Annotated in this window: 20 protein-coding genes; 8 read left to right on the top strand and 12 right to left on the bottom strand. The window is 64.1% G+C overall.

From position 1 onward, the window contains the following. The first annotated feature begins 211 nt into the window (after positions 1–211). The 3 genes from KVP70_RS30695 to KVP70_RS30685 are packed head-to-tail and all read left to right on the top strand — an operon-like array spanning position 212 to position 1,804. The gene (locus tag KVP70_RS30695) at positions 212–1,171 is read left to right on the top strand and encodes a hypothetical protein (protein WP_217946173.1); all 960 of its coding nucleotides are present in this window, start codon (positions 212–214) and stop codon (positions 1,169–1,171) included. Further along, on the top strand, positions 1,168–1,512 hold the full coding sequence (locus KVP70_RS30690; RefSeq protein WP_217946172.1) for a hypothetical protein: 345 nt from the start codon (positions 1,168–1,170) through the stop codon (positions 1,510–1,512). The genes KVP70_RS30695 and KVP70_RS30690 overlap by 4 nt, the downstream gene beginning before the upstream one ends. A gap of 58 nt (positions 1,513–1,570) precedes the next feature. After that, the gene (locus KVP70_RS30685; RefSeq protein ID WP_217946171.1) at positions 1,571–1,804 is read left to right on the top strand and encodes a hypothetical protein; all 234 of its coding nucleotides are present in this window, start codon (positions 1,571–1,573) and stop codon (positions 1,802–1,804) included. Positions 1,805–2,183: 379 nt separating this feature from the next. On the opposite strand, the gene KVP70_RS30680 is transcribed toward KVP70_RS30685, so the two are convergent. Then, positions 2,184–4,445, bottom strand: coding sequence for a glycosyltransferase family 9 protein (locus KVP70_RS30680; RefSeq protein WP_229225201.1), 2,262 nt, complete (start codon positions 4,443–4,445; stop codon positions 2,184–2,186). A gap of 129 nt (positions 4,446–4,574) precedes the next feature. On the opposite strand from KVP70_RS30680, the gene waaF reads away from it, so the two are divergent. Together waaF and KVP70_RS30670 are read left to right on the top strand one after the other, a co-directional pair. After that, on the top strand, positions 4,575–5,654 hold the full coding sequence (waaF, locus tag KVP70_RS30675; RefSeq protein ID WP_217946170.1) for a lipopolysaccharide heptosyltransferase II: 1,080 nt from the start codon (positions 4,575–4,577) through the stop codon (positions 5,652–5,654). Between the two features lie 13 nt (positions 5,655–5,667). Beyond that, positions 5,668–7,245: a sensor domain-containing diguanylate cyclase gene (locus KVP70_RS30670; protein WP_217946169.1), complete on the top strand. Its 1,578-nt coding sequence runs from the start codon at positions 5,668–5,670 to the stop codon at positions 7,243–7,245. Here KVP70_RS30670 and KVP70_RS30665 read toward each other — a convergent pair. Both KVP70_RS30665 and KVP70_RS30660 read right to left on the bottom strand, forming a co-directional pair. Next, positions 7,242–7,952, bottom strand: a complete 711-nt coding sequence (locus KVP70_RS30665; protein ID WP_217946168.1) for an alpha/beta hydrolase — start codon at positions 7,950–7,952, stop codon at positions 7,242–7,244. The genes KVP70_RS30670 and KVP70_RS30665 overlap by 4 nt on opposite strands. Positions 7,953–7,968: 16 nt before the next feature. Further along, the gene (locus tag KVP70_RS30660) at positions 7,969–8,622 is read right to left on the bottom strand and encodes a hypothetical protein (RefSeq protein WP_217946167.1); all 654 of its coding nucleotides are present in this window, start codon (positions 8,620–8,622) and stop codon (positions 7,969–7,971) included. 62 nt (positions 8,623–8,684) lie between these two features. On the opposite strand from KVP70_RS30660, the gene KVP70_RS30655 reads away from it, so the two are divergent. Then, a complete protein-coding gene (locus KVP70_RS30655; protein ID WP_229225200.1) occupies positions 8,685–9,167 on the top strand; it encodes a hypothetical protein in 483 nt (160 codons plus the stop codon). 26 nt (positions 9,168–9,193) lie between these two features. Continuing rightward, positions 9,194–10,222 (top strand): PDDEXK nuclease domain-containing protein, encoded by a 1,029-nt coding sequence (locus KVP70_RS30650; RefSeq protein WP_217946166.1) that lies wholly within the window; start codon positions 9,194–9,196, stop codon positions 10,220–10,222. Between the two features lie 44 nt (positions 10,223–10,266). Here the strand turns inward: KVP70_RS30650 and rng are convergent, their stop codons facing one another. The 9 genes from rng to KVP70_RS30605 form a co-directional block, all read right to left on the bottom strand. Next, complete coding sequence (gene rng / locus KVP70_RS30645) at positions 10,267–11,733, bottom strand: ribonuclease G (RefSeq protein WP_217946165.1); 1,467 nt, start codon at positions 11,731–11,733, stop codon at positions 10,267–10,269. A gap of 77 nt (positions 11,734–11,810) precedes the next feature. Beyond that, entirely contained in the window at positions 11,811–12,431 is a 621-nt protein-coding gene (locus tag KVP70_RS30640) for a Maf family protein (RefSeq protein WP_217946164.1), read from the bottom strand. A gap of 11 nt (positions 12,432–12,442) precedes the next feature. Then, positions 12,443–12,913, bottom strand: coding sequence for a 23S rRNA (pseudouridine(1915)-N(3))-methyltransferase RlmH (gene rlmH / locus KVP70_RS30635; protein ID WP_020701344.1), 471 nt, complete (start codon positions 12,911–12,913; stop codon positions 12,443–12,445). Between the two features lie 6 nt (positions 12,914–12,919). Further along, on the bottom strand, positions 12,920–13,609 hold the full coding sequence (gene rsfS, locus KVP70_RS30630; RefSeq protein ID WP_217946163.1) for a ribosome silencing factor: 690 nt from the start codon (positions 13,607–13,609) through the stop codon (positions 12,920–12,922). After that, entirely contained in the window at positions 13,610–14,269 is a 660-nt protein-coding gene (locus KVP70_RS30625) for a nicotinate-nucleotide adenylyltransferase (RefSeq protein WP_217946162.1), read from the bottom strand. Positions 14,270–14,282: 13 nt separating this feature from the next. Beyond that, on the bottom strand, positions 14,283–15,197 hold the full coding sequence (hemF, locus tag KVP70_RS30620; RefSeq protein WP_217946161.1) for an oxygen-dependent coproporphyrinogen oxidase: 915 nt from the start codon (positions 15,195–15,197) through the stop codon (positions 14,283–14,285). Positions 15,198–15,203: 6 nt separating this feature from the next. Beyond that, complete coding sequence (gene purD, locus KVP70_RS30615) at positions 15,204–16,472, bottom strand: phosphoribosylamine--glycine ligase (protein WP_217946160.1); 1,269 nt, start codon at positions 16,470–16,472, stop codon at positions 15,204–15,206. A 6-nt stretch (positions 16,473–16,478) separates the two neighbouring features. Beyond that, positions 16,479–17,204 carry a YebC/PmpR family DNA-binding transcriptional regulator gene (locus KVP70_RS30610; RefSeq protein WP_217946159.1) on the bottom strand — a complete coding sequence of 242 codons (726 nt, stop codon included), beginning with the start codon at positions 17,202–17,204 and terminating at the stop codon, positions 16,479–16,481. Between the two features lie 51 nt (positions 17,205–17,255). After that, positions 17,256–18,365 (bottom strand): glycosyltransferase family 9 protein, encoded by a 1,110-nt coding sequence (locus tag KVP70_RS30605; RefSeq protein ID WP_229225199.1) that lies wholly within the window; start codon positions 18,363–18,365, stop codon positions 17,256–17,258. Between the two features lie 172 nt (positions 18,366–18,537). Here KVP70_RS30605 and KVP70_RS30600 point away from each other — a divergent pair, with 172 nt between their 5' ends. Continuing rightward, a complete protein-coding gene (locus KVP70_RS30600) occupies positions 18,538–21,072 on the top strand; it encodes an alkaline phosphatase D family protein (RefSeq protein WP_217946158.1) in 2,535 nt (844 codons plus the stop codon). Positions 21,073–21,116 lie beyond the last annotated feature (44 nt).

Here is a 21,116-nt window from a genome sequence, read left to right as displayed (position 1 = left end):
ACCACAGAAACTGCCGACAGCTGCATGGATCAACCCGCCGATAATGGAGAAAAACGCTGCCTAAAAAACCGAGATTTAGACTCTCACCAATTCAACAAGGTGTTTCAAATTCATTGACACGCTCCGGTCGCCTGCACCGAGCTCCGTAGTACCCAAAGACGCGTTAGCGGCGTCAAATCCACCTCGCCAAACGCAAAAATCGAAGAATTTCTTGAAATTCGAAAAATGGTTAAATAAGACATTTTTCAATATTCAGGAAGCGATAGCACATCCTTCGGATGCCCTACTAGGTGCAGCTAAGGGGATTGCAAATATTCCCCCGCAGCTAGCGGAGCTGTTGTTAAAAGGCGCGGCAGAACAACAAGCTGCGGAGTTGCACGAAGCTGCCGCGATACAGGCCTTACTGGGAAGTAATCGCACAGCTCAAGAGATGGGGAAGTTGGCAGAAGCGTCTCAAAATGCTGGTTCGAAGTTCGATCTGCCAAAATTTAAAATGAGGAATGCGGCAGAAGAGGGGGGCGATACTGTTGCGACAATTGCTCAGCTATTTTTGGGAGGTGTGGGCGTTGCAAAAACAGCCATAACCGGCGCTGTTAAATTGACTTACGTGACGGAGACTGTCACCAAAACGGCGGAAGAATTCGCTGTTCAGATGACCAAGGCTGTAGAGCCGTTGGTTGTAACTGCTGGCTCAGTCGGCGACGGTGTGCGCATTGTTGGACGGTCAGCAGTCCCGCCACGGGTATTGGCTGCTAGAGCAAGACAAGTAAAAATGTTAGAAGACAATGTGGGATACAACATAAGTCCCACGGCGTGGGACGCTTACCCGACCATCGGACGTAATGGGACTTTTATTTCGGATGCTGAAGGTATACTTAGCTACTTCAAAAAATATCCCGCGTCTGGAGAAATCACTGTGCCAGAAAGTTTAGTTTCAACAATTGAGGCCGAAAATGGTCTTGTGCCCGGAACGCTAAAGGATGGGTTTAAAGTGCGAAAGATAACACTTATACGAGATGCAGCTCCTCGAAGTCCTTTGGAAGGTAATCAGTATTTTCTTGGGAAAGGAAATCATTTACCAGGAGGTTCGCCGGAACTGGTTATCGATTCGGTTCCTACTATTGATAATTCCAATGTTAAAACCATATTCGAAGTAAAGGTTGATAAATGAATAAGCCACGTAATGAAATATTAGTGAATGATATAGCGGGAGAAGTTGGGTTGCTTGAGTGCGCCAACCCCGCGTTGGCAGCGGAAATCAGAAACTTGGGGTTTGCTGAAGCGAAGGGAGTCTACAGTCGAAGAATGTCAGACATGAATGATCGCCGTGATATTGTGAGAAAGCTCGTTGCCTTAGGGGCATTGTTCTCAGGCGGGAGAGATTGGAGTCCAGCTGAAATAGTGACGTTGTTTTCAGAAGAGGGGTTTATTAAAGAGAAATTTCGAACAATTACTTGGAAGGAACCCAACGAATTTTTAATAGTGGAACATGAGCCTGCGCACAAATCTTGAGAAGCCGTCATGGTTTTGGCCTTCGTCTGAAAATTCACTCTTCATTTGAGTGTGGAATATGAGCGCTAAGTTATTCGGATTTAATGATCTTGAGATATGGCAGAGAGGTGACCGTTTCTTTGTGCGATACGATGCTGGAGCACATCAAGTAGCTATGCGTGAAGATGAAATTTCTAAATCTGAGGCAGAGTTTGCGATGCAAGGGAAGGATGCCGCTTTAAAAATGCTCTTTCGGCTACAAAAGAGATTGGAAGATTCTGGCATTAATCCTTATGTATCCAATATCCATTAGCCATCTCGCTCAGCTCTTCCTGTGAAGGGTAAGGGTTGTCAATTTGAAATGCGCATGGGCTTGATTGGTTGGCATGAATATGGAACTGGGCAATTTATCTTGCGGTTGCAAGGCAGTTCGGACACGGGAAAATTTTTCTGAGTGGTCGGATTTCGATGCGTTTGAAGCCAGGCTAAACGGCGACGCAGCGTGGACTCAAATCCCCGTTAAAGTCCCCTATTCCAACGTAGGGGTTTCGGAAAAATGGTACCAATGTCTGAAGTGTCAGAAGATATGGCTGCTTGTGGAACCTGATCCGCCATTTGCTGGCTTATGGGATGAGTTGCAGTGATCTGACAGAAACCAGGCAACTGTCAGATCAGATCGCAACCAAGACACTTCAGGCCGGCACCAGCGCCTCGGCCCGCCACGACTCCACCACCTCCAACACCTGCTCCGGCGTAATCGCCAGCATGCAGGTGCAGCGCGCCGCGTCCTCGCAATGGCCGCAGGCCACCGGCGTGCACAGGCTGCGCGCGCGCGGGCCCAGCGCGCCCCAGCGCACGATGTCGATCGGCTTGAGCGGCGGGAACAGGCCCAGCGCCGGCCGTCCCAGCGCGGACGCCAGGTGCAGCGGTCCGGTGCCGCTGGCGATCAGGCCGTCGCAGCCGCCGATCAGCGCGGTGAAGCCGTCCAGGTCCAGGCGGCCGCACAGATTCTCCACATTCGGCAAGGCCAGCAACTCCGGCGCCTGTTTTGCCAGCAGTTCGCCCTCGGCCGCGCTGCCGGTGACCAGCACCCGCACGTCGTCGGCCGCGCCCAGCAGGCGGGCCAGCGCCGTGTAGTGCTGCAGCGGCCATTCGCGGCCGTTGCCGTTGGACTTGGGATGCAGGATCAGCTTGAAGCCCGGCGCGGCCAGCACGGCGTCGGCGGCCGGATGGTGCGGCGTGTCCAGGCCGTACATGGTCTTCAACTGCTCCAGCGGCGGTTCCACGTCCACGCCCAGCGGCAGCAGCAGCTTGAAGTTCAGCTGCGCCTCGTGCAGCGGCGAATTGGCGCGGCTGAAGGTGGCCAGGCGGTTGCAGTGGTACCAGTGGTGGATGCGGTGGCTGCTGCCGATGCGGCGCTGGATGCCGGAGCGGCGCGCCGCCGCCGCCAAGGTGCGCTGCGGGAAGGTGAAGATCATGGTGTCGCAGCCGGTCTGCGCCAGGCCGTGCGCCCAGTCGTCGCCCAGTTCCTCCAGGGTCAGCACGCGGTCGACGTGGCGGCACTGCGCCACCACGGCGGCGGCGTAGCGGCGGCACAGGAACACCACCTCGACCTGCGGATACAGCTGCTTCAGGTAGCCCGCCAGCGGCAGGGTCAGCACCACGTCGCCGATATTGTCGGTGCGGGCGATCAGGATGCGGCGCGGCACCGGCGCCGGATACTGCGCGGCCAGGCACATGCCGACCAGGCTGCACACCATCATCACGTAAAACACTTTCGGCATCATCAGCCAGAACATCACGTCGGTCAGGCCGAAGGCGAAGAAGGCCACCACCACCACCATGCCCGCCAGCGCCAGCGGGTGCTGGCCCTGGTCCGGACGGCGCAACTGGCCGGCGAAGAAGCACAGCGGCGCGATATACATCGTCAGCAGCAGGCTGAAGTCGAGCAGGCCGCCGGTGGCCAGGCAGTTCAGCATGTCGTTGTGGCTGCTGCTGTAGAGCAGCGCCGACGACTGCTGCAAGCGGCCCTGGGCCGCCAGCGCGTGCAGCGCGACGTCGAACTGTTCGCGGCCCACGCCCAGCCACGGATGTTCGGAAAACATCATCCACGAGGCCTTCCACAGTTCCAGGCGGATGCCGACCGAGGTGTTGGCGTCGCCCAGCTGCAGATAGTTGTTGATGTCGGCGAACGCCTGGGCGATCCGCAACGCCACGCCGGTGGCCGGCACGGCGAACGCCAGCAGCACCAGCGCCAGCAGCACGGCGCCGGCCAGCAACAGGCGGCGGCCGTACATCCGCGCGCCGTAGCGCACCACCGGGATCAGCACCAGCGGCAGCGCCAGCCAGCCGCCGCGCGAGGCCGACAGCATCGACGCCAGCAGGCCGCACAACAGGCCGACCACGGGCAGCCAGGAGAAGCGGGTGTTGCGCAGGTCGCTCAGGCCGCACAGCGACATCAGGCCGCAGGCCAGCGCCAGGTCGCCGAAGGTGATTTCGTGATGGGTGAAGCCGATCGCCCGGTCCAGGCCGCCGATGGTGACCTGGTACAGCGCCACCAGCGCCGACAGCACGGCGGCAAAGCCCAGGCCCAGCCAGAAATGGCGGGCGCGCGGACGCAGGTAGTACATCACGCCGATGCAGCTGAGGCCGAACAGCAGGCGCGACGGCCCGTCCAGGGTGTGCAGGCTCTGGCGGTCCAGCAACAGGCGCAGCAGCGATACCAGGAAATAGCCGCCGAAGGCCATCACCACGCCGCCGATGTCGCTCCAGTGGCGGCGGTACAGCGCCAGCATCAGCGGGGCGCGGCGGAACAGCAGCAGCAGGATCAGCAGCTGTACCAGGCCCAGGCCGACCTTGCTCGACAGCGCCAGCGCCGGCAGCAGGAAGATCATCGTGGAGGAAAGCGGTCCGCCATATTCGGTTTGCGGCGTCGAGGAGCTGGCTGGATTCATGGTCACGCGGGGAGGGCCTTGCGGCCGTAGCGAAAAGGCCGATTATAGCAGCGTCGGCGCGGCCGCCACGGCTTGTGGCTGTGGCCGCGATGGGCGATAATCGAGCCGGCATGGGCCACCGGCCTGACCATGAAAGACTCCGTGTTACCAGATAAAAACGTCACCGCCGGGAGCGTCCCGCGCACCCTGGTCATTTCCCCCAACTGGATCGGCGACGCCGTCATGGCCCAGCCCTTGCTGCAACTGCTGCGCGCGGCCCATCCGCAGCGACCGATCGACGTGCTGGCGCCGCCGGCGGTGTCGCCGGTGTGGCGGCAGATGGCCGAAGTCGACCAGGTGCTGGAAACCCCGTTCCGCCACGGCGCGCTGCAACTGCGGGAGCGCTGGAAATATGCGCGCCTGCTGCGCCGGCGCGGCTACGCCGACGCCTATGTGCTGCCCAACACCATCAAATACGCGCTGATCCCCTGGCTGGCCGGCATCAAGCGCCGGGTCGGCTACAAGGGCGAGAGCCGGCATGGCCTGATCAATGTGATGCACCACGATGAAACGCCGCCGCGGCCGATGGTGGCGTTCTACGCCGCGCTGGCGACGGCGCCGCAGGCGCTGCAGGACGCCGCCCGGCGCGCCGCCCTGCCCAAGCCGCGCATGGCGGTCGGCGCGCAGCAGATCGCCGAGGTGCTGCGGCGCCACGGCATCGATCCGGCGCGGCCGCTGGTGGCGTTCGCGCCGGGCGCCGAATTCGGCGGCGCCAAGCGCTGGCCGGCGGCGCACTTCGCCGGCCTGGCGCAAGCGCTGCTGGCGCGCGACGGCGCCACCCAGATCGCCTTGCTCGGTTCGCCCAAGGACCAGCCGGCCTGCGCCGAGGTGGCGGCCGGGGTGGCGGGTGGCGCCCTGTTCAACCTGGCCGGCTCGACCAGCCTGGCCGAGGCCATCGCCCTGATCGCCGCCAGCGCCGCCGTGGTCGCCAACGATTCCGGCTTGCTGCACATCGCCTCGGCGCTGAACCGGCCAGTGGTGGCGCTGTATGGCCCCACCGATCCCGACCACGCGCCGCCGTTCTCCGATATGGCGGCGGCGCTGTCGCTGCGGCTGGCGTGCGCGCCGTGCAAGCAGCGCGAGTGCCCGCTGGGTCACCAGGACTGCATGGTCAAGCTGACCCCGGAGCTGGTGTGGCGCAGCCTGCAGCCCATGCTGCCGCTGGGCTGAGCCATGCGCCGCCATGTTTAAACGCTACACGATCACGTTCTGGGCCACGCTGTTTGTCGGCGTGGTCTGCCTGTCGCTGGTGGCGGTCGACGTCTGGCGCAGCCTGATCGCGCGCGACGCCCAGGTGCTGGAGATGGAGCGCCTGACCTCGAACGTGGCGCGCGCCATGGCGCAGCACGCCGACGACACCATCAAGGCCGCCGACACCTCGCTGGCCGACCTGGTCGAGCGCGTCGAGACCGACGGCGTGGGCGCGCCGCAGCTGGCGCGGGTGCGCCGGCAGATGCTGCAGCACGTGACCAACCTGCCGCAGCTGGCCGGCCTGTTCATCTACGGCGAGTCCGGCCAGTGGCTGGTCAACTCGCCCGCCGTGCTGGGGCCGTCGCTCAACAACGCCGACCGCGAATACTTTGTGTACCATCGCACCCATGCCGGGCGGGGGCCGCACGTGGGCGAGCCGGTGATCAGCCGCAGCAGCGGCAAGTGGATCATCCCGGTGTCGCGCCGCCTGAACAAGGCCGACGGCAGCTTCGCCGGCGTGGCGCTGGCCACGCTGGACATCGACTACTTCCGCCGCTTCTACCAGAGCTTCGACATCGGCGCGCGCGGCGCGGTGGCGCTGATCTCCAGCCAGGGCGTGCTGATGCTGCGCCAGCCGTTCGACGAGCGCCGGGTGGGCATCAGCCTGTGCGACACCCCGTTGTTCCAGGCCTATAGCGCCCAGCCCAACGGCAAAGGCCTGTTCGCCTCGTCCAACGACAACGAGGTGCGCTACAACAACTACCGCGCGCTGGAGCACTATCCGCTGTTCGTGACGGCCGCGCTGTCGCAGCAAGAGATGCTGGAGCACTGGCGCCACGACAGCTTCATGCGCTCGATCGGCGTGATCGTGCTGGCCGCGCTGCTGGGCTTTTTCGGCAAGCGTTTGGTGGGGCAGATCAATTTGCGGGTGCAGGCCCAGGCCGAGCTGTTGCAGGCGCGCGACGCGCTGGAAAGCGCCAACCGCACGCTGGAGCGGCTGGCGATGCAGGACGGCCTGACCGGGCTGGCCAACCGCCGCCAGCTCGACGTCACGCTGGGCAATGAGTTCAGCCGCGCCATGCGCCATGCCGACACGCTGGCCTTCGTGATGATCGACGTCGACTACTTCAAGCAGTACAACGACCTGTACGGCCACGGCGCCGGCGACGATTGCCTGCGTGCCGTGAGCAAGCTGATACGCGCCTTGACGCCCAAGCGCGCCGGCGACGTGGTGGCGCGCTACGGCGGCGAGGAAATCGCCATCCTGCTGCCGGATACCGGGCTCGATGGCGCGCAGGCGGTGGCCGAGCGCATCCGGCTGGCGATAGCGTCGATGCAGACCGCGCACCGCGGCAGCCCGTTCGGCATGGTGACCATCAGCGCCGGCGTGGCGGCGATGGCGCCGCAGCGCGGCGACAGCTCCGGCCAGCTGGTGGCGGCGGCCGACAAGGCGCTGTACGCGGCCAAGTCCGCCGGCCGCAACCAGGTCGGCGTGGCCGCCATGCCGGCGGCGGCGCCGCAGACCGCGCCGGAATCGACGCCGCAGTCGACGCCGGACGGCGCCGCCTAGCGCGCCGTCAGCTGGCGCAGCGCGGCGTGGGCCACCGGCGGCGAGACCACGTGGGCGCCGTCGAATTCCGCATAGCGCACCTCGTAGCCTTCGCCGGCCAGGCGCACGGCGATGGCCTTGCCCCGTTCCACCGACAGCACCTGGTCGCCCTTGCCGTGGGCGATGAACACGCGCGGCATGCCGCTGCGCCGCAGCGGCGCCATGAAGCCGGGCGAGAAGGCCAGGATGTCGGAAAACAGTTCGCCGTTCATCAGCCCGACCGACAGCGCATACGAGGCGCCGTCGGAAAAGCCGCCGAGGGTGACGGCGTCGGCATCGACCGTATAGCGCAGCATGGTCCACACCAGCAGGCGGTCGATGAAGGCGAGGTCGGGGCCGTAGCCGCCGCGCAGCACGTCCCAGCTGGTCGACAGCGCCTCCGGCATCAACAGCAGCGAGCCGTGCAGGGTGGCGTGCGCCAGCGCGATGGCGTCGCCGCCGCCGTGCTGGCCGCCGGCGCCGTGCAGCAGTACCAGCAGCGGCAGCGGCGTGGCGCCGTCGTGCGGCGGCACGTGCAGGCGCGCGTGGCGATGGTTGGGGAAGGCCAGGCGGTGGCTGCCGGGCGGCAGCGGCAAGGGCAGGGCGGCCGCTTGCTGGCGCAGCAGCGCGGGACGGGCGTGCAGCCGCCCGTCACTGTAGGGCGCGCTCTGGTTGTCGGCGCCGTCCATGCGGTCTCACAAGTGCCTATTTGCGCACATAAGCGGTCAGCTCCCAGCTGTCGCGGTTGAAGATGCGGCCATTCCAGTCGGTGTCGCGGTAATCCAGCTTGACGAAGTTGTTCACCTCGGGCGCGAACCACAGCGTCTCGGTCAGCTGGCCGCTGCCGCCGGGGCTGTTGGGTTCCTCGCCGTTGTACAGCGCCTCCACCTCCAGCTTCAGCGCGTCGAACTGGCCGGCCGGCACCGTGATCTTCTCCCAGTTTAGCACTTTGCCCTTGATGCGATAGCGCCAGTGCTTGCCGGACTTGGGATTGTCGCCGGTGGCGTCGGTGGTCCATTCCTTGCCGGGCGCCAGCGGGAAGGCGTAGCGCGTGAACGCGGGCGCGAAGTGCATGGCGCCGCGGTCGATGGGATTCATCTCGGCGCTGAACAGCTGCCTGGTCAGCAGGGCGCCGCTGGCGGCGCGCTTGATGTCCACGTGCACGCCGGCGGCGTCGACGCCGGTCACCTCGATGCGGTTGAGGTTGCCCTTGGCGCCCTTCCAGACGTCGGTGTACTGGTAGGTCCAGGAATCGCCGACGGCCGGCGCGGGCGCCGCCACCGGGGCGTGGTCGTCCGCCAGCGCGAACGGCGCCGCCAGCGCCAGGCCGAGTGCCATCAGGGTGTAGCGTATCGTCATACGGTCTCCGATAAGTGTGATTAATATTATAATTATTCTATCGTACCAATCAAAGGTTCCATATGGCTGTCCTTAAAATTCTTGCCGGTATCATGCTGCTTGGCGCCGCCGCCATCGTGGCCGCCGAAACGGGCAGCACCCTGCACGTGCTGAACGACGCCGAGTTGCGTGGCGTGTCGACGCCGATCCCGGCGCCCGCGCCGCGCCTGCCGGCCCGGTCGCTGAGCCGTGGCCTGTTTCCACTGCATGGCTGGTTCGGGGGCGGCGGCGACAGCAAGGCCGCCGGCATGGGAACGCAGTTGTTCCCGCTGCTGGGCTTGCTGAACGCCGATGTGACGGCCAGGGACGTGGCGTACGGGCCGGACGGCACGGGCTTGCGCATGAACGTGGACGGCTCGGTCAACCTGGCGCTGCCGGCGACGATCGGCGAGCTCGACCTGCAAAACATCCGCGCCGGCGTCAACGACAACAGCAATTTCGGTTCGGTGCAGATCAAGGGCATCGACCTGAGCCGCACCGTGATCAGCGTCACCCCGATCCGGTAAAACCTGTTCTAAACGAGGTTCCAGTTATGAACGATGAGATACTGACACTGACCGCCTCCCCCGACTACCGGACTTTACTGGAGCAGCTTTCCGGCACCTACACCCAAGGCCGCGTCCGCGCAATGCAGGCCGTCAACGACCAGCTCATCGAGACATACTGGCAAGTTGGACGGCACATCGTCGAATTTGAGCAGGGCGGCAAAATCCGCGCCGACTACGGCACTGCGTTGCTTGCCAGTTTGGCGAAGGACTTGAGCCTGCGTCACGGCAAGGGTTTCAGCCGCAGCAACCTGATACGCATCCGTCAGTTTTATCAGGCTTATCCAAATAGTGCGACGCTGTCGCACCAATTGAGCTGGTCGCATATTGTCGAACTGTTGAAAATTGACGATCCGTTGGAACGCGGGTTTTACGAGCAGCAAACCGGCCGTGAGCGCTGGTCGGTACGCGAACTGATACGGCAAAAGGAAAGCGGCCTGTTCCTGCGACTGGCCGCCAGCAAGGACAAGGCTGGTATCCTGCAGCTCGCCGCACACGGCCAGATCGTTGAACAACCCGCCGACCTGCTACGCGAACCCTATGTATTTGAGTTCCTGAAAATCTCCGAGCCCTATCAGGTTTCGGAAACCCAGCTTGAAACGGTACTCTGCGATCACCTGCAACCCTTCCTGCTGGAACTCGGCATGGGCTTCACATTCGTTGGCAGGCAATACCGGGTAACCATCAACAACACGCACTACAAAGTGGATCTGGTCTTTTACCACCGTATCCTGCGCTGTTTCGTGCTGATCGATCTCAAGATCAACGACGTCCAGCATCAGGACATCGGCCAGATGAATATGTATCTGGGCTATTTCGCCAACGAGGAAAACGTCGAGGGCGATAACCCACCCATCGGTATCATCCTCAGCCGCAACAGGGATGAATTGTTGGTCGAGTATGCGACCTACCAGATGAATAGCCAGCTCTTCATACAGAAGTACCAGCTTTACTTGCCTGACCGCGATGCGTTGCGCCGCGAGCTGGAACTGAGTTTGCGCGCGGCGGAGCAATGAGCACGCGCACGAACTCGCTCACCTGATCGAGCGTCACCACAACGTCACATCAAAATCACGTCGTACTGCTCCTGGTGATACGCCGTCTCCACCTGCAGCGAAATCTTCTTGCCGATGAAGTCGCCCAGCATCGCCAGGTGCTGCGATTCCTCTTCCAGGAACATGTCCACCACCTCCTGCGAGGCGAGGATGCGGAATTCGCGCGGGTTGAACTGCTTGGCTTCGCGCAGCAGTTCGCGCAGGATTTCGTAGCAGATGGTGCGCGAGGTCTTCACTTGTCCCTTGCCGCTGCAGGCCGGGCACGGTTCGCACAGGATGTGCGCCAGCGATTCGCGGGTGCGCTTGCGCGTCATCTCCACCAGCCCCAGCGCCGAGAAGCCCGACACCGACACCTTGGTGCGGTCGCGCGACAAGGTCTTCTTCAACTCCTGCAGCACGGCGTTGCGGTGCTCGGTGTTTTCCATGTCGATGAAGTCGAGGATGATGATGCCGCCCAGGTTGCGCAGCCGCAGCTGGCGGGCGATCGCGTGCGCCGCCTCCAGGTTGGTCTTGAAGATGGTGTCGGCGAAATTGCGGCCGCCGACGAAGCCGCCGGTGTTGACGTCGATGGTGGTCATCGCCTCGGTCTGGTCGACGATCAGGTAGCCGCCGGACTTCAGGTCCACGCGCCGGCCCAGCGCGCGCAGGATCTCTTCCTCCACGCCGTACAGGTCGAACAGCGGACGCTCGCCCGTGTAGTGCTGCAGGCGCGGCAGCACGCCCGGCGTGTAGGCCTGGCCGAACTCCTGCAAAGCCAGGTGGTTCTCGCGCGAGTCGACCTGGATGGTGGCGGTGTCGTCGTGGACGAAGTCGCGCAGCACGCGCTGGGCCAGGCTCAAGTCCTGGTGCAGCAGGGTGGTGGCGGGCTTGGTCTTGGCGCCGAGCATGATCGCACCCCAGGTCTTGCGCAGGTATTCGACGTCGGCCGCGATGTCGGAGTCGGACGCGTCCTCGGCCTGGGTGCGCACGATGTAGCCGCCTTTTTCGTCGGCCGGCAGCAGGCTTTGCAGCCGCACGCGCAGCGCCTCGCGCTCCGATTCCTTTTCGATTTTCTGCGAGATGCCGATGTGGGCGTCCTGCGGCAGGTAGACCAGCATGCGGCCGGCGATCGAGATCTGGGTCGACAGGCGCGCGCCCTTGGTGCCGATCGGGTCCTTGATCACCTGCACCGTCAGCACCTGGCCGTCGAACAGGATCTTCTCGATCGGGGTCGGCACGGCGTTCTGGCCGCCGTCGTGCGGACGGGCTTCCCAGATGTCGGCCACGTGCAGGAAGGCCGCGCGTTCCAGGCCGATGTCGATGAAGGCCGATTGCATGCCGGGCAGCACCCGCACGACCTTGCCGGAGTAGACATTCCCGGCCAGGCCGCGCGTGAGCGTGCGTTCGATGTGCAGCTCCTGCACGGCGCCCTGCAAGATGAGGGCGACCCGGGTTTCCTGCGGGGTGATGTTGATCAGGATGTCTTCGTTCATTTGTCTCATCGGCCGGTGGTTTTTGACAACTGCGGCTTCTGTAATCGCTGTGGCTGAACGACGATCATACACGCCGCTCAGGGTAGCGGCAAACCCGCCTGCCGCAGCAGCTGTGCGGTCTCGTACAGCGGCAGGCCCATGATGCCGGAATGGCTGCCGGTGATGTGTTCGATGAACTGCGCGGCCGGGCCCTGGATGCCGTAGGCGCCGGCCTTGTCGTAGGGTTCCGAGGTGGCGCAGTAGGCGGTGATGGCGGCCGGCGACAGCACGCCGAAGGTCACGTCCGACACCTGCGTGATCTGGCCGGCGAAGTCGGCCGAATGCACGGCGATCGCGGTCAGCACCTGGTGGGTGCGGCCGGACAGCTGCTGCAGCATGGCGATGGCTTCGTTGGGCGTGGCCGGCTTGCCGAGGATGGCGCCGTCGATGGTGACGGTGGTGTCGGCCGCCAGCACCACGCGCGGCGCCATGCGGCGCTTGACCACCAGGTCGGCCGCAAACGCGGCCTTTTCGCGTGCCACGCGCGACACGTAGTCGAGCGGCGCCTCGCCGGGCAGTACCTCTTCGGTGACGTCGGGACCGCGCGGGCCGTCGCTGCGCAGCAGCAGCAATTCGAAATCGATGCCCACCTGGCGCAGCAGTTCGCGGCGTCGCGGGCTCTTGGACGCGAGGTAAATCTTTTTGTCGACCGGCTTCATATAGTTATGTTTTAAACGCGGTGATAAGGGTGATTCTGTGTGATGGACCATGCGCGGTACAGCTGTTCCGCCAGCAGTACCCGTACCATACCATGCGGCAGCGTCATACTGGAAATGCGTATCAAGCCTTCGGCGCGGGCCTTGAGCTCGGGATCGAGGCCGTCGGCGCCGCCGATCAGGAAGGCCGTGTCGCGGCCGTCCTGCTGCCAGGCTTCCAGCTGCTGCGACAGGCCGACCGACGTCAGGTCCTTGCCGCGCTCGTCGAGCGCAATGATGCGGACGGATTTGGGCAGCGCCGCCTCGATGCGCTCGCGTTCGAGCGCCATCGCGGTGGCGGCGGTCTTGCTGCCCGAACGGTCGACCGGCTTGATTTCCTTCAGCACGATCTTCAGTTCAGGCGGCATGCGCTTCGCGTATTCGGCGAAGCCCGTTTCTATCCAGGCCGGCATCTTGTGACCGACCGCAGCGATGATCAGCTGCATACCTGCTTACTCTTCGACTTTTTTGATACGCTTGATGACGGTCTTGACCGGCGCTTCGTCGGCCTTGGGCTTGGCGACCTTGCGCTTGGGCGGCAGGGACTTCAGCACTTCTGCGGCGGCGACGGCGGACTTGGTCTTGCCGACCTTGATGGTCTTGCCGGCCGGGACGGCGGCGGCTTTCTTGGCGGCAGGCTTCTTCGCGGCGGCGGCCGGTTTGGCGGCGGCGGCTTTGCGGGCCGGGGTTTTCTTCTCGATCACCGGCTTGACGTCGACCTTGGCTTTACCGGCGGCCATGTGGCTGCTGATCTTCTTCGGCTCGTCGGCGGCTTCGCCTTCGGCGGTGGACTTGCGCTTGGCGGCGCCGACCTTGACCGGCTTGTCGCCCCACAGCTCTTCCAGGCGGTAGTAGGCGCGGATCGGCGCCTGCATGATGTGGACGATCATGTCGCCCAGGTCGACCAGCACCCATTCACCGGTGTCCTCGCCTTCCATGCCGTAGACGTCGCCGCCGGCGGCCTTGACCTTGTCGCGCACCGAGGCGGCCAGCGCCTTGGTTTGGCGGTTGGAGGTACCGGAGGCGATGGCGATCCGGTCGAACAGGCTGGTCAGGTGGGTGGTATCGAACAGGGCGATATCTTGGGCCTTGACGTCTTCGAGGGCGTCAACGACGAGGGATTGCAGTTTTTTGATGTCCATTTAGCTTTTGTATAGATTATGTTGTTCAATATAGTCTAGCACTAGCGGCGGGATAAGCGAGTTTGCGCTATCCCCCCGTTGTAATGCCGCACGTATTTCGGTGGCGGAGATATCCACCGCGAAGTCTTGTGCCAGATAAGTCAGACCGTGCGGCGTGTTGCGGATTTGTTCAGGCGTTCCCAGACGGCGGGAAATCGCCTCGGCCACTGCCGGCGCAAGGCCGGCGGTGGCCAGGTTAAAGCCGGGGCGGGCCGCTACGCAGATATGGGCGTAGTCGAACAGCGCCTGCCATTCATGCCAGGTATCGAGCCGTTGCAGCTGGTCGGCGCCCATCAAAAAAGAGATGGAGGCCGACGGGCCCAGCTCTGCGCGCACCTGGCGCAAGGTGTCGATCGTGTAGGTGGCCAGTCCCTGTTCGCCGCGTTCGATCTCCTGCAGGTCGACCACGACGTCGTATTCCGAACCGGCGAAGGCCAGCGCCACCATCTCGGCGCGCTGGCGCGGCGTCGCCTTCAGGGTGGACTTCTGCCATGGCAGGCCGGCGGGGATCACGCGCAACTGGTCCACCTGCAGCAGCTGCGCGAAGTGCGCGCCCAGTGCCACATGACCATGATGCACCGGATCGTAGCTGCCTCCCAGCAGTGCGGTTCGGTAGACCATTAGCAGGCCATCGTCACGCGGCGAGCCAGTCGCGATGCGGCAGGAAGTCGCTGTACAGCGCCGCTTCCGGCGTGCCGGCCTCGGGCTCCCAGCGATAGCGCCATTTGACGATGGGCGGCATCGACATCAGGATCGCCTCGGTGCGCCCGCCCGATTGCAGGCCGAATAGCGTGCCGCGGTCGAACACCAGGTTGAACTCGACGTAACGTCCACGGCGATAGGCCTGGAAGTCGCGTTCGCGTTCGCCATACGGCGTGTCCTTGCGGCGTTCCAGGATGGGCTGGTAGGCCTTGAGGAAAGCGTCGCCGACGCTTTGCATCATGGCGAAGCTCTGCTCGAAGCCCGCTTCGTTGTAGTCATCGAAGAAGATGCCGCCGACGCCGCGCGCTTCCTGGCGGTGTTTCAGGTAAAAATACTCGTCGCACCATTGCTTGAAGCGCGGGTGCAGCGCATCGCCAAACGGTTGCAGCGCATCGGCGCAAGCCTGGTGGAAGTGCTTCACGTCCTGCTGGTCGCCGTAGTAGGGCGTCAGGTCCATGCCGCCGCCGAACCACCACGCCGGTTCGCCGTCGGCGGTGGTCGTGGTGAAGAAGCGCACGTTCATGTGCACCGTCGGCGCGTAGGGATTGCGCGGATGGATCACCAGCGACACGCCCATCGCTTCCCACGGCTGGCCGCCGAGGTCGGGGCGGTGCGCCGACGCCGACGGCGGCAGCCTGGCGCCCATCACATGCGAGAAGTTGACGCCGCCGCGCTCGATGACGTTGCCTTCCTCGATCAGGCGCGAAATGCCGCCACCACCCTCGGGCCGGTCCCACGCGTCGCGCAGGAATGGCTTGCCGTCGACGGCCTCCAGCGCCTGCACGATACGATCTTGCAGGCCGAGCAGGTAGGCCTTGACGGCGGAAGGGTTCGGAAAGGACGACATCTTATCCTAATGCTTGAGGCCGCGCCAGCCGATATCGCGGCGGCACTGCATGCCGTCGAACGAAATCTGGTCGACCACTTCGTAAGCCTGCTTCTGGGCGATCTTGATGCTGTCGCCCAGGCCGACCACGCACAGCACGCGGCCGCCGGTCACCTGCAGCTGGCCGCCCACTTCGGCGGTACCGGCGTGGAAGGTCACCGATTCCGGCGTTTCGGCCGGGATGCCGTCGATCACGGCGCCTTTCAGTGGCGCGTCCGGGTAGCCAGCCGCGGCCAGCACCACGCCGACGGCGGTGCGGCGGTCCCATTCCAGTTCGACCTGGTCCAGGGTGCCGTTGACGGCGTGTTCCATCACCCCTACCAGGTCGGTCTTCAGGCGCGACATGATCGGCTGCGTCTCCGGATCGCCCATGCGGCAGTTGAATTCCAGCGTGCGCGGATTACCCTGGGCGTCGATCATCAGGCCGGCGTACAGGAAGCCGGTGAAGACGATGCCGTCCTTCGCCATGCCGGCGATGGTAGGGTTGATGATCTCGCGCATCACGCGCGCGTGCATGGCCGGCGTGACGATCGGCGCAGGGGAGTAGGCGCCCATGCCGCCGGTGTTCGGTCCTTCGTCGTTGTCCTTGAGGCGCTTGTGGTCCTGGCTGGTGGCCAGCGGCAGGATGTTCTTGCCGTCACACATGACGATGAAGCTGGCTTCTTCGCCGGCCAGGAATTCCTCGATAACGATGCGGGCGCCGGCGTCGCCGAAGCGGTTATCGGCCAGCATGTCGTCCACCGCCTGGTGCGCTTCTTCCAGCGACATCGCCACCACCACGCCCTTGCCGGCGGCTAGGCCGTCGGCCTTGATGACGATCGGTGCGCCGTTGGCGTCGATATAGGCGTGCGCTTGGGCGACGTCCGAGAAGGTCTGGTACTTGGCGGTCGGGATGCCATGGCGCTGCATGAAGGCCTTGGCGAAGTCTTTCGACGACTCCAGTTGGGCCGCTTCTTTCGTCGGGCCGAACACCTTCAGGCCGCGCGCGCGGAACAGGTTGACGATGCCGCCGGCCAGCGGAGTCTCGGGACCGACCACGGTCAGGCCGATGTGCTCCTGCTCGACGAAGGTCGCCAGTTCGTGCAGGTCCGTGAGGTTGACGTTGACCAGGCGCGAATCGCGCGCGGTGCCGCCGTTGCCAGGAGCGACATACACCATCTGGATACGTTCCGATTGCGCCAATTTCCAAGCCAGCGCATGTTCACGGCCGCCGGAGCCGACTACCAATATTTTCATAAATCCTCAGTCTTCGATCAGCGTGTTGGAATAGACTTCCTGGACATCGTCCAGCGCTTCCAACGCGTCCAGCAGTTTTTGCATCTTGACGGCGTTGTCGCCGGTGAACACGGTTTCGGTGGCCGGCTTCATGATGATCTCGGCCACTTCGGCCTTGAAGCCCGCCGCTTCCAGCGCATCCTTCACCGCCGCGAAGTCGTGCGGGCCGCACAGCACTTCGAAGCCGCCTTCGTCGTCGGCCACCACGTCCTCGGCGCCGGCTTCCAGCGCCACTTCCATCAGCGCGTCCTCGTTGGTGCCCGGGGCGAACAGGAACTGGCCGCAGTGCTTGAACATGAAGGCCACCGAGCCTTCGTTGCCCATGTTGCCGCCGTTTTTGTTGAAGGCGTTGCGTACTTCAGCCACGGTGCGCACGCGGTTGTCGGTCATGCAGTCGACGATGACGGCCGCGCCGCCGATGCCGTAGCCTTCGTAGCGCACCTCTTCATAGGACGCGCCGTCCTCGCCGCCGGAGCCGCGGGTGATCGCGCGCTGCACGTTATCCTTGGGCATATTGGCGTCGGCCGCCTTGTCCACGGCCAGGCGCAGGCGCGGGTTGGAGGTCAGGTCGCCGCCGCCCATGCGCGCAGCCACGGTGATTTCCTTGATGAGGCGGGTCCAGATCTTGCCACGTTTAGCATCGGTTGCTGCTTTTTTGTGCTTGATATTGGCCCATTTGCTGTGTCCAGCCATGTTCGGTCTTCCTTCGGCGGTAAGTCATTGGTGTGCGGTGAGGGCGGTATTCTAGCATAGGGGCCAACTCAAAACCTTTTCCATCACCTCTGGCAACTCGATTTTCGTCACCCACGCGTCCATCTCCTTGACCAGGATGACGGCGCTGTTTTCGCGGTCGATCGGCACCCATTCCGGATTGTTCTGGCGCATCAGGGCGATCACCGGCACGTGCACGGCGTTCGCCAGGTGCATCACGGCGGTTTCCACCGTGACGATCAGGCTGCACAGGGCGAGGATGGCGGGCAGCTGGAAGAAGTTGTCGACCGCGGAGAAAAGATGCGTATCGGGCAAGGCTGCATTGTTGTAAATCTCGCGCGCGGCCGGCAGGTCTTCCGGCACCACGTTGATCACGAAGCCGGCGTCGCGCCATTGCGGATGGCTGCGCATTTCCCTGATCAGCTCGAAGGCGCGCTCCAGCGGCCAGCAGCGTTCCGGGCCCTTGGAGTAGGTGTTGATGAACACTATCTTCGAGCCCAGGCCCCAGGTGGAAATTTGATCGCGCGCATAAGCCGTCCACTGGTCCGGGATGTGGATCACCGGGTAGCGGTCCGGCTTGGGGATGTCGAGGCCGAAGGCCTTGGAGAACCATTGCGCGTAGATGTCGCTCACGTGCGGCACGTCGCGCTCCTGCGACTCGTAGAGCGGAATGGTGGCGTTGAATTTCAGGATGCTGAGTTTTTTGGACAGCTCGAAGAAGCGGTATTTCTGCTTGGCCAGGCCGAGGATGAAGCCGCGCGGGCAGATCTCGCGCGTCAGCCTGGCGTAGCGGTGGCAGGCCATGTGGGTCAGCGAGGCCACGATCGGATAGTCCTCGCGGCGCGCCTCGGCGATCGATTGCGCGTGCAGGGCGGGGCTGTAGTTCTGGTCGTAGGTCTTGTCGATGTAGGGGCTGGCGGCCAGCCAGTCGTACAGCGAGTAGTTCTTCAGGTGCGGCCAGTCCTCGGGATTGGCCGAACGCCGGCGCTCGTCGACCCACAGGTGGATTTCCAGGTGCGGATGGGCGCGCTTGAGGGCGCGGAAGCACATTTGCATGTAAGTGAAGTCGCCGATCGCCATGTGGGTGACGATCAGGATCTTTTTTGCCTGAGCAAGCAGTGTCGGAGGAATCAGTTGTTTCATTTGTGGAGCTTGCCAGTAATTGTCGGCGCTGTACAGGTGTAAGAAAGTCAAATTTTGTTAAGCCAGCATAACAATGTTGCTCCTAGAGGCGATCCTCCATTTTTTGTAGAGATACTGTCATATCTTGCTGCTACTATTTATTTTTTCACATTATAAAAACAGCGGAGCAGATATGGATAGAAGGCAGTTTCTCAAATACGGCAGCTTTATTACGGTTTCGGTCGCCTCCGGCGCCGGCCTGGTTGCCTGTGGCGGCAGCAGCTCCGCACCCGCCGACGGCGCCACCGATCTGCCGCTGGCCAGCGGCGCCTGGAAGTTCCCGCAAAGCGTGGCCTCCGGCGACCCGCACAGCGACAGCATCATGCTGTGGACCCGCGCCGTGCCGGCATCGGCCGACGGCGTGGCGCCCGCGCCGAGCGCCTCGGACAGCGCGATCCGCCTGGTGATGACCGCCGTCGACAACGGCGCGGCCCTGGGCGGCAGCAGCGCGCTCAGCGGCGCCACCGTGGTCGACATCAAGCTGCCGTTGCAGTCGCAGTACGACAACACCGTGCGCCACAAAGTGACCGGCCTCAATCCCAACACGGTGTACTACTACCAGTTCGTCGCCGGCGACACGCGCTCCAACGTCGGCCGCTGTAAGACCGCGCCGGCCGCCGACGCCGACGTCGCGCAGCTGCAGTTCGCCTACATGACCTGCCAGGACTGGAGCGTCAACCACTGGGGCGCGATGACCAGCATCGCCGGCGAGAACCTGGACTTCATCGTCCACCTGGGCGACTACATCTACGAGACCGTGGGCGAGTCCTTCCAGGTTGGCGCTGTGGAATCGCGCCATGACGCGCTGACGCTGCCGGACGGCGCCTTCAAGAGCGGCGCCTCGGGCGCCAAGTACGCCACTACGCTGGCCGACTACCGCTACCTGTACAAGAAGTACCGCACCGACGCCCGCCTGCAGGCGCTGCACGAGCGCTTCGCCTTCATCGCCATCTGGGACGACCACGAGTTCTCGGACGACGCCTGGGGCGACGCCCAGACCTACGACGGCACCTTCAACGCCGACGGCTCGGACCTGCACCAGACCGGCCGCCGCCGCAACGCCAACCAGGCCTGGTTCGAATACATGCCGGCCGACGTCAACCTCGACACCGCCACCACCAGCTTCCAGAACATCAAGATCTACCGCGACTTCCAGTTCGGCAAGCTGATGCAGCTGGTGATGACCGACGAGCGCCTGTACCGCGCCGACCATGTGATTCCGGAATCGTCGATCAATCCGGCCACCGGCCTGCCGCTGGGCCGCATCGGCTCGCGCTACCTGGTGCAGCAGGATGTGTTCAACGCGGTCGAGGCGCAGAAGATGGCCGGTTCGACCACCATCGGCCTGGAGCCGCTGGCCACCGTCACCATGCTGGGCACCACCCAGCGCCAGTGGTGGATGGACAAGATGAAGGCCGCCACGTCGACCTGGAAACTGTGGGGCAATGAAGTATCGCTGCTGCGCATGGGCCTGAACGGCATGGACGCCATCGCCACCTTGCTGGCGCTGAACGCGGTGCCGACCATCGCGGCCTCGATCGGCAGCACGGCGGCGGCGCCTGCGGTCGGCGGCAAGATCCCGCTGGCGGCGGCCATCGTCGCGGCGGCCACGGCAGGCGCGACGGCGGCGTTGGCGCAGGCTGGCGGCACGGCGGCCTACGTCAGCTACGTCACCGGCGGCACGGCGGCGGCGCAGGGCGCGGCTGCCGCTGCGGCGGGCTTGAACGCGGCGCAGGTGGCGATTACGGTCGCCACCATGAACGCGGTGATCGACATCAGCCACGGCGTGCTGGCGGCGACGCCGGCGCAGCAGATCGCGGTCGGCGCGCAGACCATCGCCTTCGGCTACATCAAGCCGGACATCCAGGCCAAGAAGATCGAGTCGCCGTTCGTGGCGGCGTCCGGCAAGAAGGCGGCGCTGGCGCCGTTCTTCGCGCGCTTCCTGCTCAACTGCGACCAGTGGGATGGCTACAACAGCGAACGCAAGGCGCTGATGGGCCACCTGAAGAGCAACAGCATCAGCAACGTGGTGGCGATCACCGGCGACATCCACGCCTTCTTCGCCGGCACCGTCAGCGACGACTTCGACGCCACCGGCGGCGGCACGCCGGTGATGGTGGACCTGGTGTCGGCCGGCATCAGCTCGGACTCGTTCTTCAGCTACCTGCGCGACGCGGCGGCGGCGCTGGGCGACATCGCGGCGCTGGTGTCGTACCCGCTGGCGATCCCGGTCACCGGCCTGGGCACCTTGAGCATCTCGATCAACATGCTGGACTACACGATGGGCAAGGCCGCGCCGACCGTGGACAGCCTGCTGGAACAGATCCGCGTGCAGGTGCGCGGCGCGCTGGGCGCCAAGGGCTTGCCGGAGGCGCAGCTGGACGCGACCGCCAGCGCGGTGCTGGCGGGGCTGCAGAAGAGCAGCGACTTCAGCGTCTCGCTGCTGGCGCTGGCGCAGCAGCTGGCCGGCCTGGGCAACAACCCATGGATCAAGCATCTGAACACCGATGCGCAGGGTTTCACGCTGGTCACGCTCACGCCGGGCAAGCTGGTGGCGCAGTTCAAGCAGGTCAACAAGCTGGTGGGCGGCAACGCGCCGACCAGCGTGGTGGCCCGCGTGAGCACCGCCACCGTGACGGCCGGTTCGGCCGCCGTCGCCATCAGCTAGCGGCGCGTCATTCCCGCGCAGGCGGGAATCCATGCAGCGTGTCC

The organism is Duganella violaceipulchra (assembly GCF_019166075.1).
Classification (GTDB): domain Bacteria; phylum Pseudomonadota; class Gammaproteobacteria; order Burkholderiales; family Burkholderiaceae_D; genus Rugamonas; species Rugamonas violaceipulchra.
Note: the sequence above shows the minus strand (reverse complement) of the source record. Positions and strands in the feature narration are given on the sequence as shown.

Bases quoted from the DNA above. Each gene is read 5' to 3' on its own strand.
- KVP70_RS30655 (WP_229225200.1), top strand. From the start codon at position 8,685: ATGGCTGTCCTTAAAATTCTTGCCGGTATCATGCTGCTTGGCGCCGCC.
- KVP70_RS30605 (WP_229225199.1), bottom strand. From the start codon at position 18,365: ATGAAACAACTGATTCCTCCGACACTGCTTGCTCAGGCAAAAAAGATC.
- KVP70_RS30640 (WP_217946164.1), bottom strand. From the start codon at position 12,431: ATGAAGCCGGTCGACAAAAAGATTTACCTCGCGTCCAAGAGCCCGCGA.
- KVP70_RS30610 (WP_217946159.1), bottom strand. From the start codon at position 17,204: ATGGCTGGACACAGCAAATGGGCCAATATCAAGCACAAAAAAGCAGCA.
- KVP70_RS30685 (WP_217946171.1), top strand. From the start codon at position 1,571: ATGAGCGCTAAGTTATTCGGATTTAATGATCTTGAGATATGGCAGAGA.
- purD (WP_217946160.1), bottom strand. From the start codon at position 16,472: ATGAAAATATTGGTAGTCGGCTCCGGCGGCCGTGAACATGCGCTGGCT.
- KVP70_RS30650 (WP_217946166.1), top strand. From the start codon at position 9,194: ATGAACGATGAGATACTGACACTGACCGCCTCCCCCGACTACCGGACT.
- rsfS (WP_217946163.1), bottom strand. From the start codon at position 13,609: ATGGACATCAAAAAACTGCAATCCCTCGTCGTTGACGCCCTCGAAGAC.
- KVP70_RS30600 (WP_217946158.1), top strand. From the start codon at position 18,538: ATGGATAGAAGGCAGTTTCTCAAATACGGCAGCTTTATTACGGTTTCG.
- KVP70_RS30660 (WP_217946167.1), bottom strand. From the start codon at position 8,622: ATGACGATACGCTACACCCTGATGGCACTCGGCCTGGCGCTGGCGGCG.
- rlmH (WP_020701344.1), bottom strand. From the start codon at position 12,913: ATGCAGCTGATCATCGCTGCGGTCGGTCACAAGATGCCGGCCTGGATA.
- rng (WP_217946165.1), bottom strand. From the start codon at position 11,733: ATGAACGAAGACATCCTGATCAACATCACCCCGCAGGAAACCCGGGTC.
- hemF (WP_217946161.1), bottom strand. From the start codon at position 15,197: ATGTCGTCCTTTCCGAACCCTTCCGCCGTCAAGGCCTACCTGCTCGGC.
- KVP70_RS30690 (WP_217946172.1), top strand. From the start codon at position 1,168: ATGAATAAGCCACGTAATGAAATATTAGTGAATGATATAGCGGGAGAA.
- KVP70_RS30680 (WP_229225201.1), bottom strand. From the start codon at position 4,445: ATGAATCCAGCCAGCTCCTCGACGCCGCAAACCGAATATGGCGGACCG.
- KVP70_RS30625 (WP_217946162.1), bottom strand. From the start codon at position 14,269: ATGGTCTACCGAACCGCACTGCTGGGAGGCAGCTACGATCCGGTGCAT.
- KVP70_RS30665 (WP_217946168.1), bottom strand. From the start codon at position 7,952: ATGGACGGCGCCGACAACCAGAGCGCGCCCTACAGTGACGGGCGGCTG.
- waaF (WP_217946170.1), top strand. From the start codon at position 4,575: ATGAAAGACTCCGTGTTACCAGATAAAAACGTCACCGCCGGGAGCGTC.
- KVP70_RS30670 (WP_217946169.1), top strand. From the start codon at position 5,668: ATGTTTAAACGCTACACGATCACGTTCTGGGCCACGCTGTTTGTCGGC.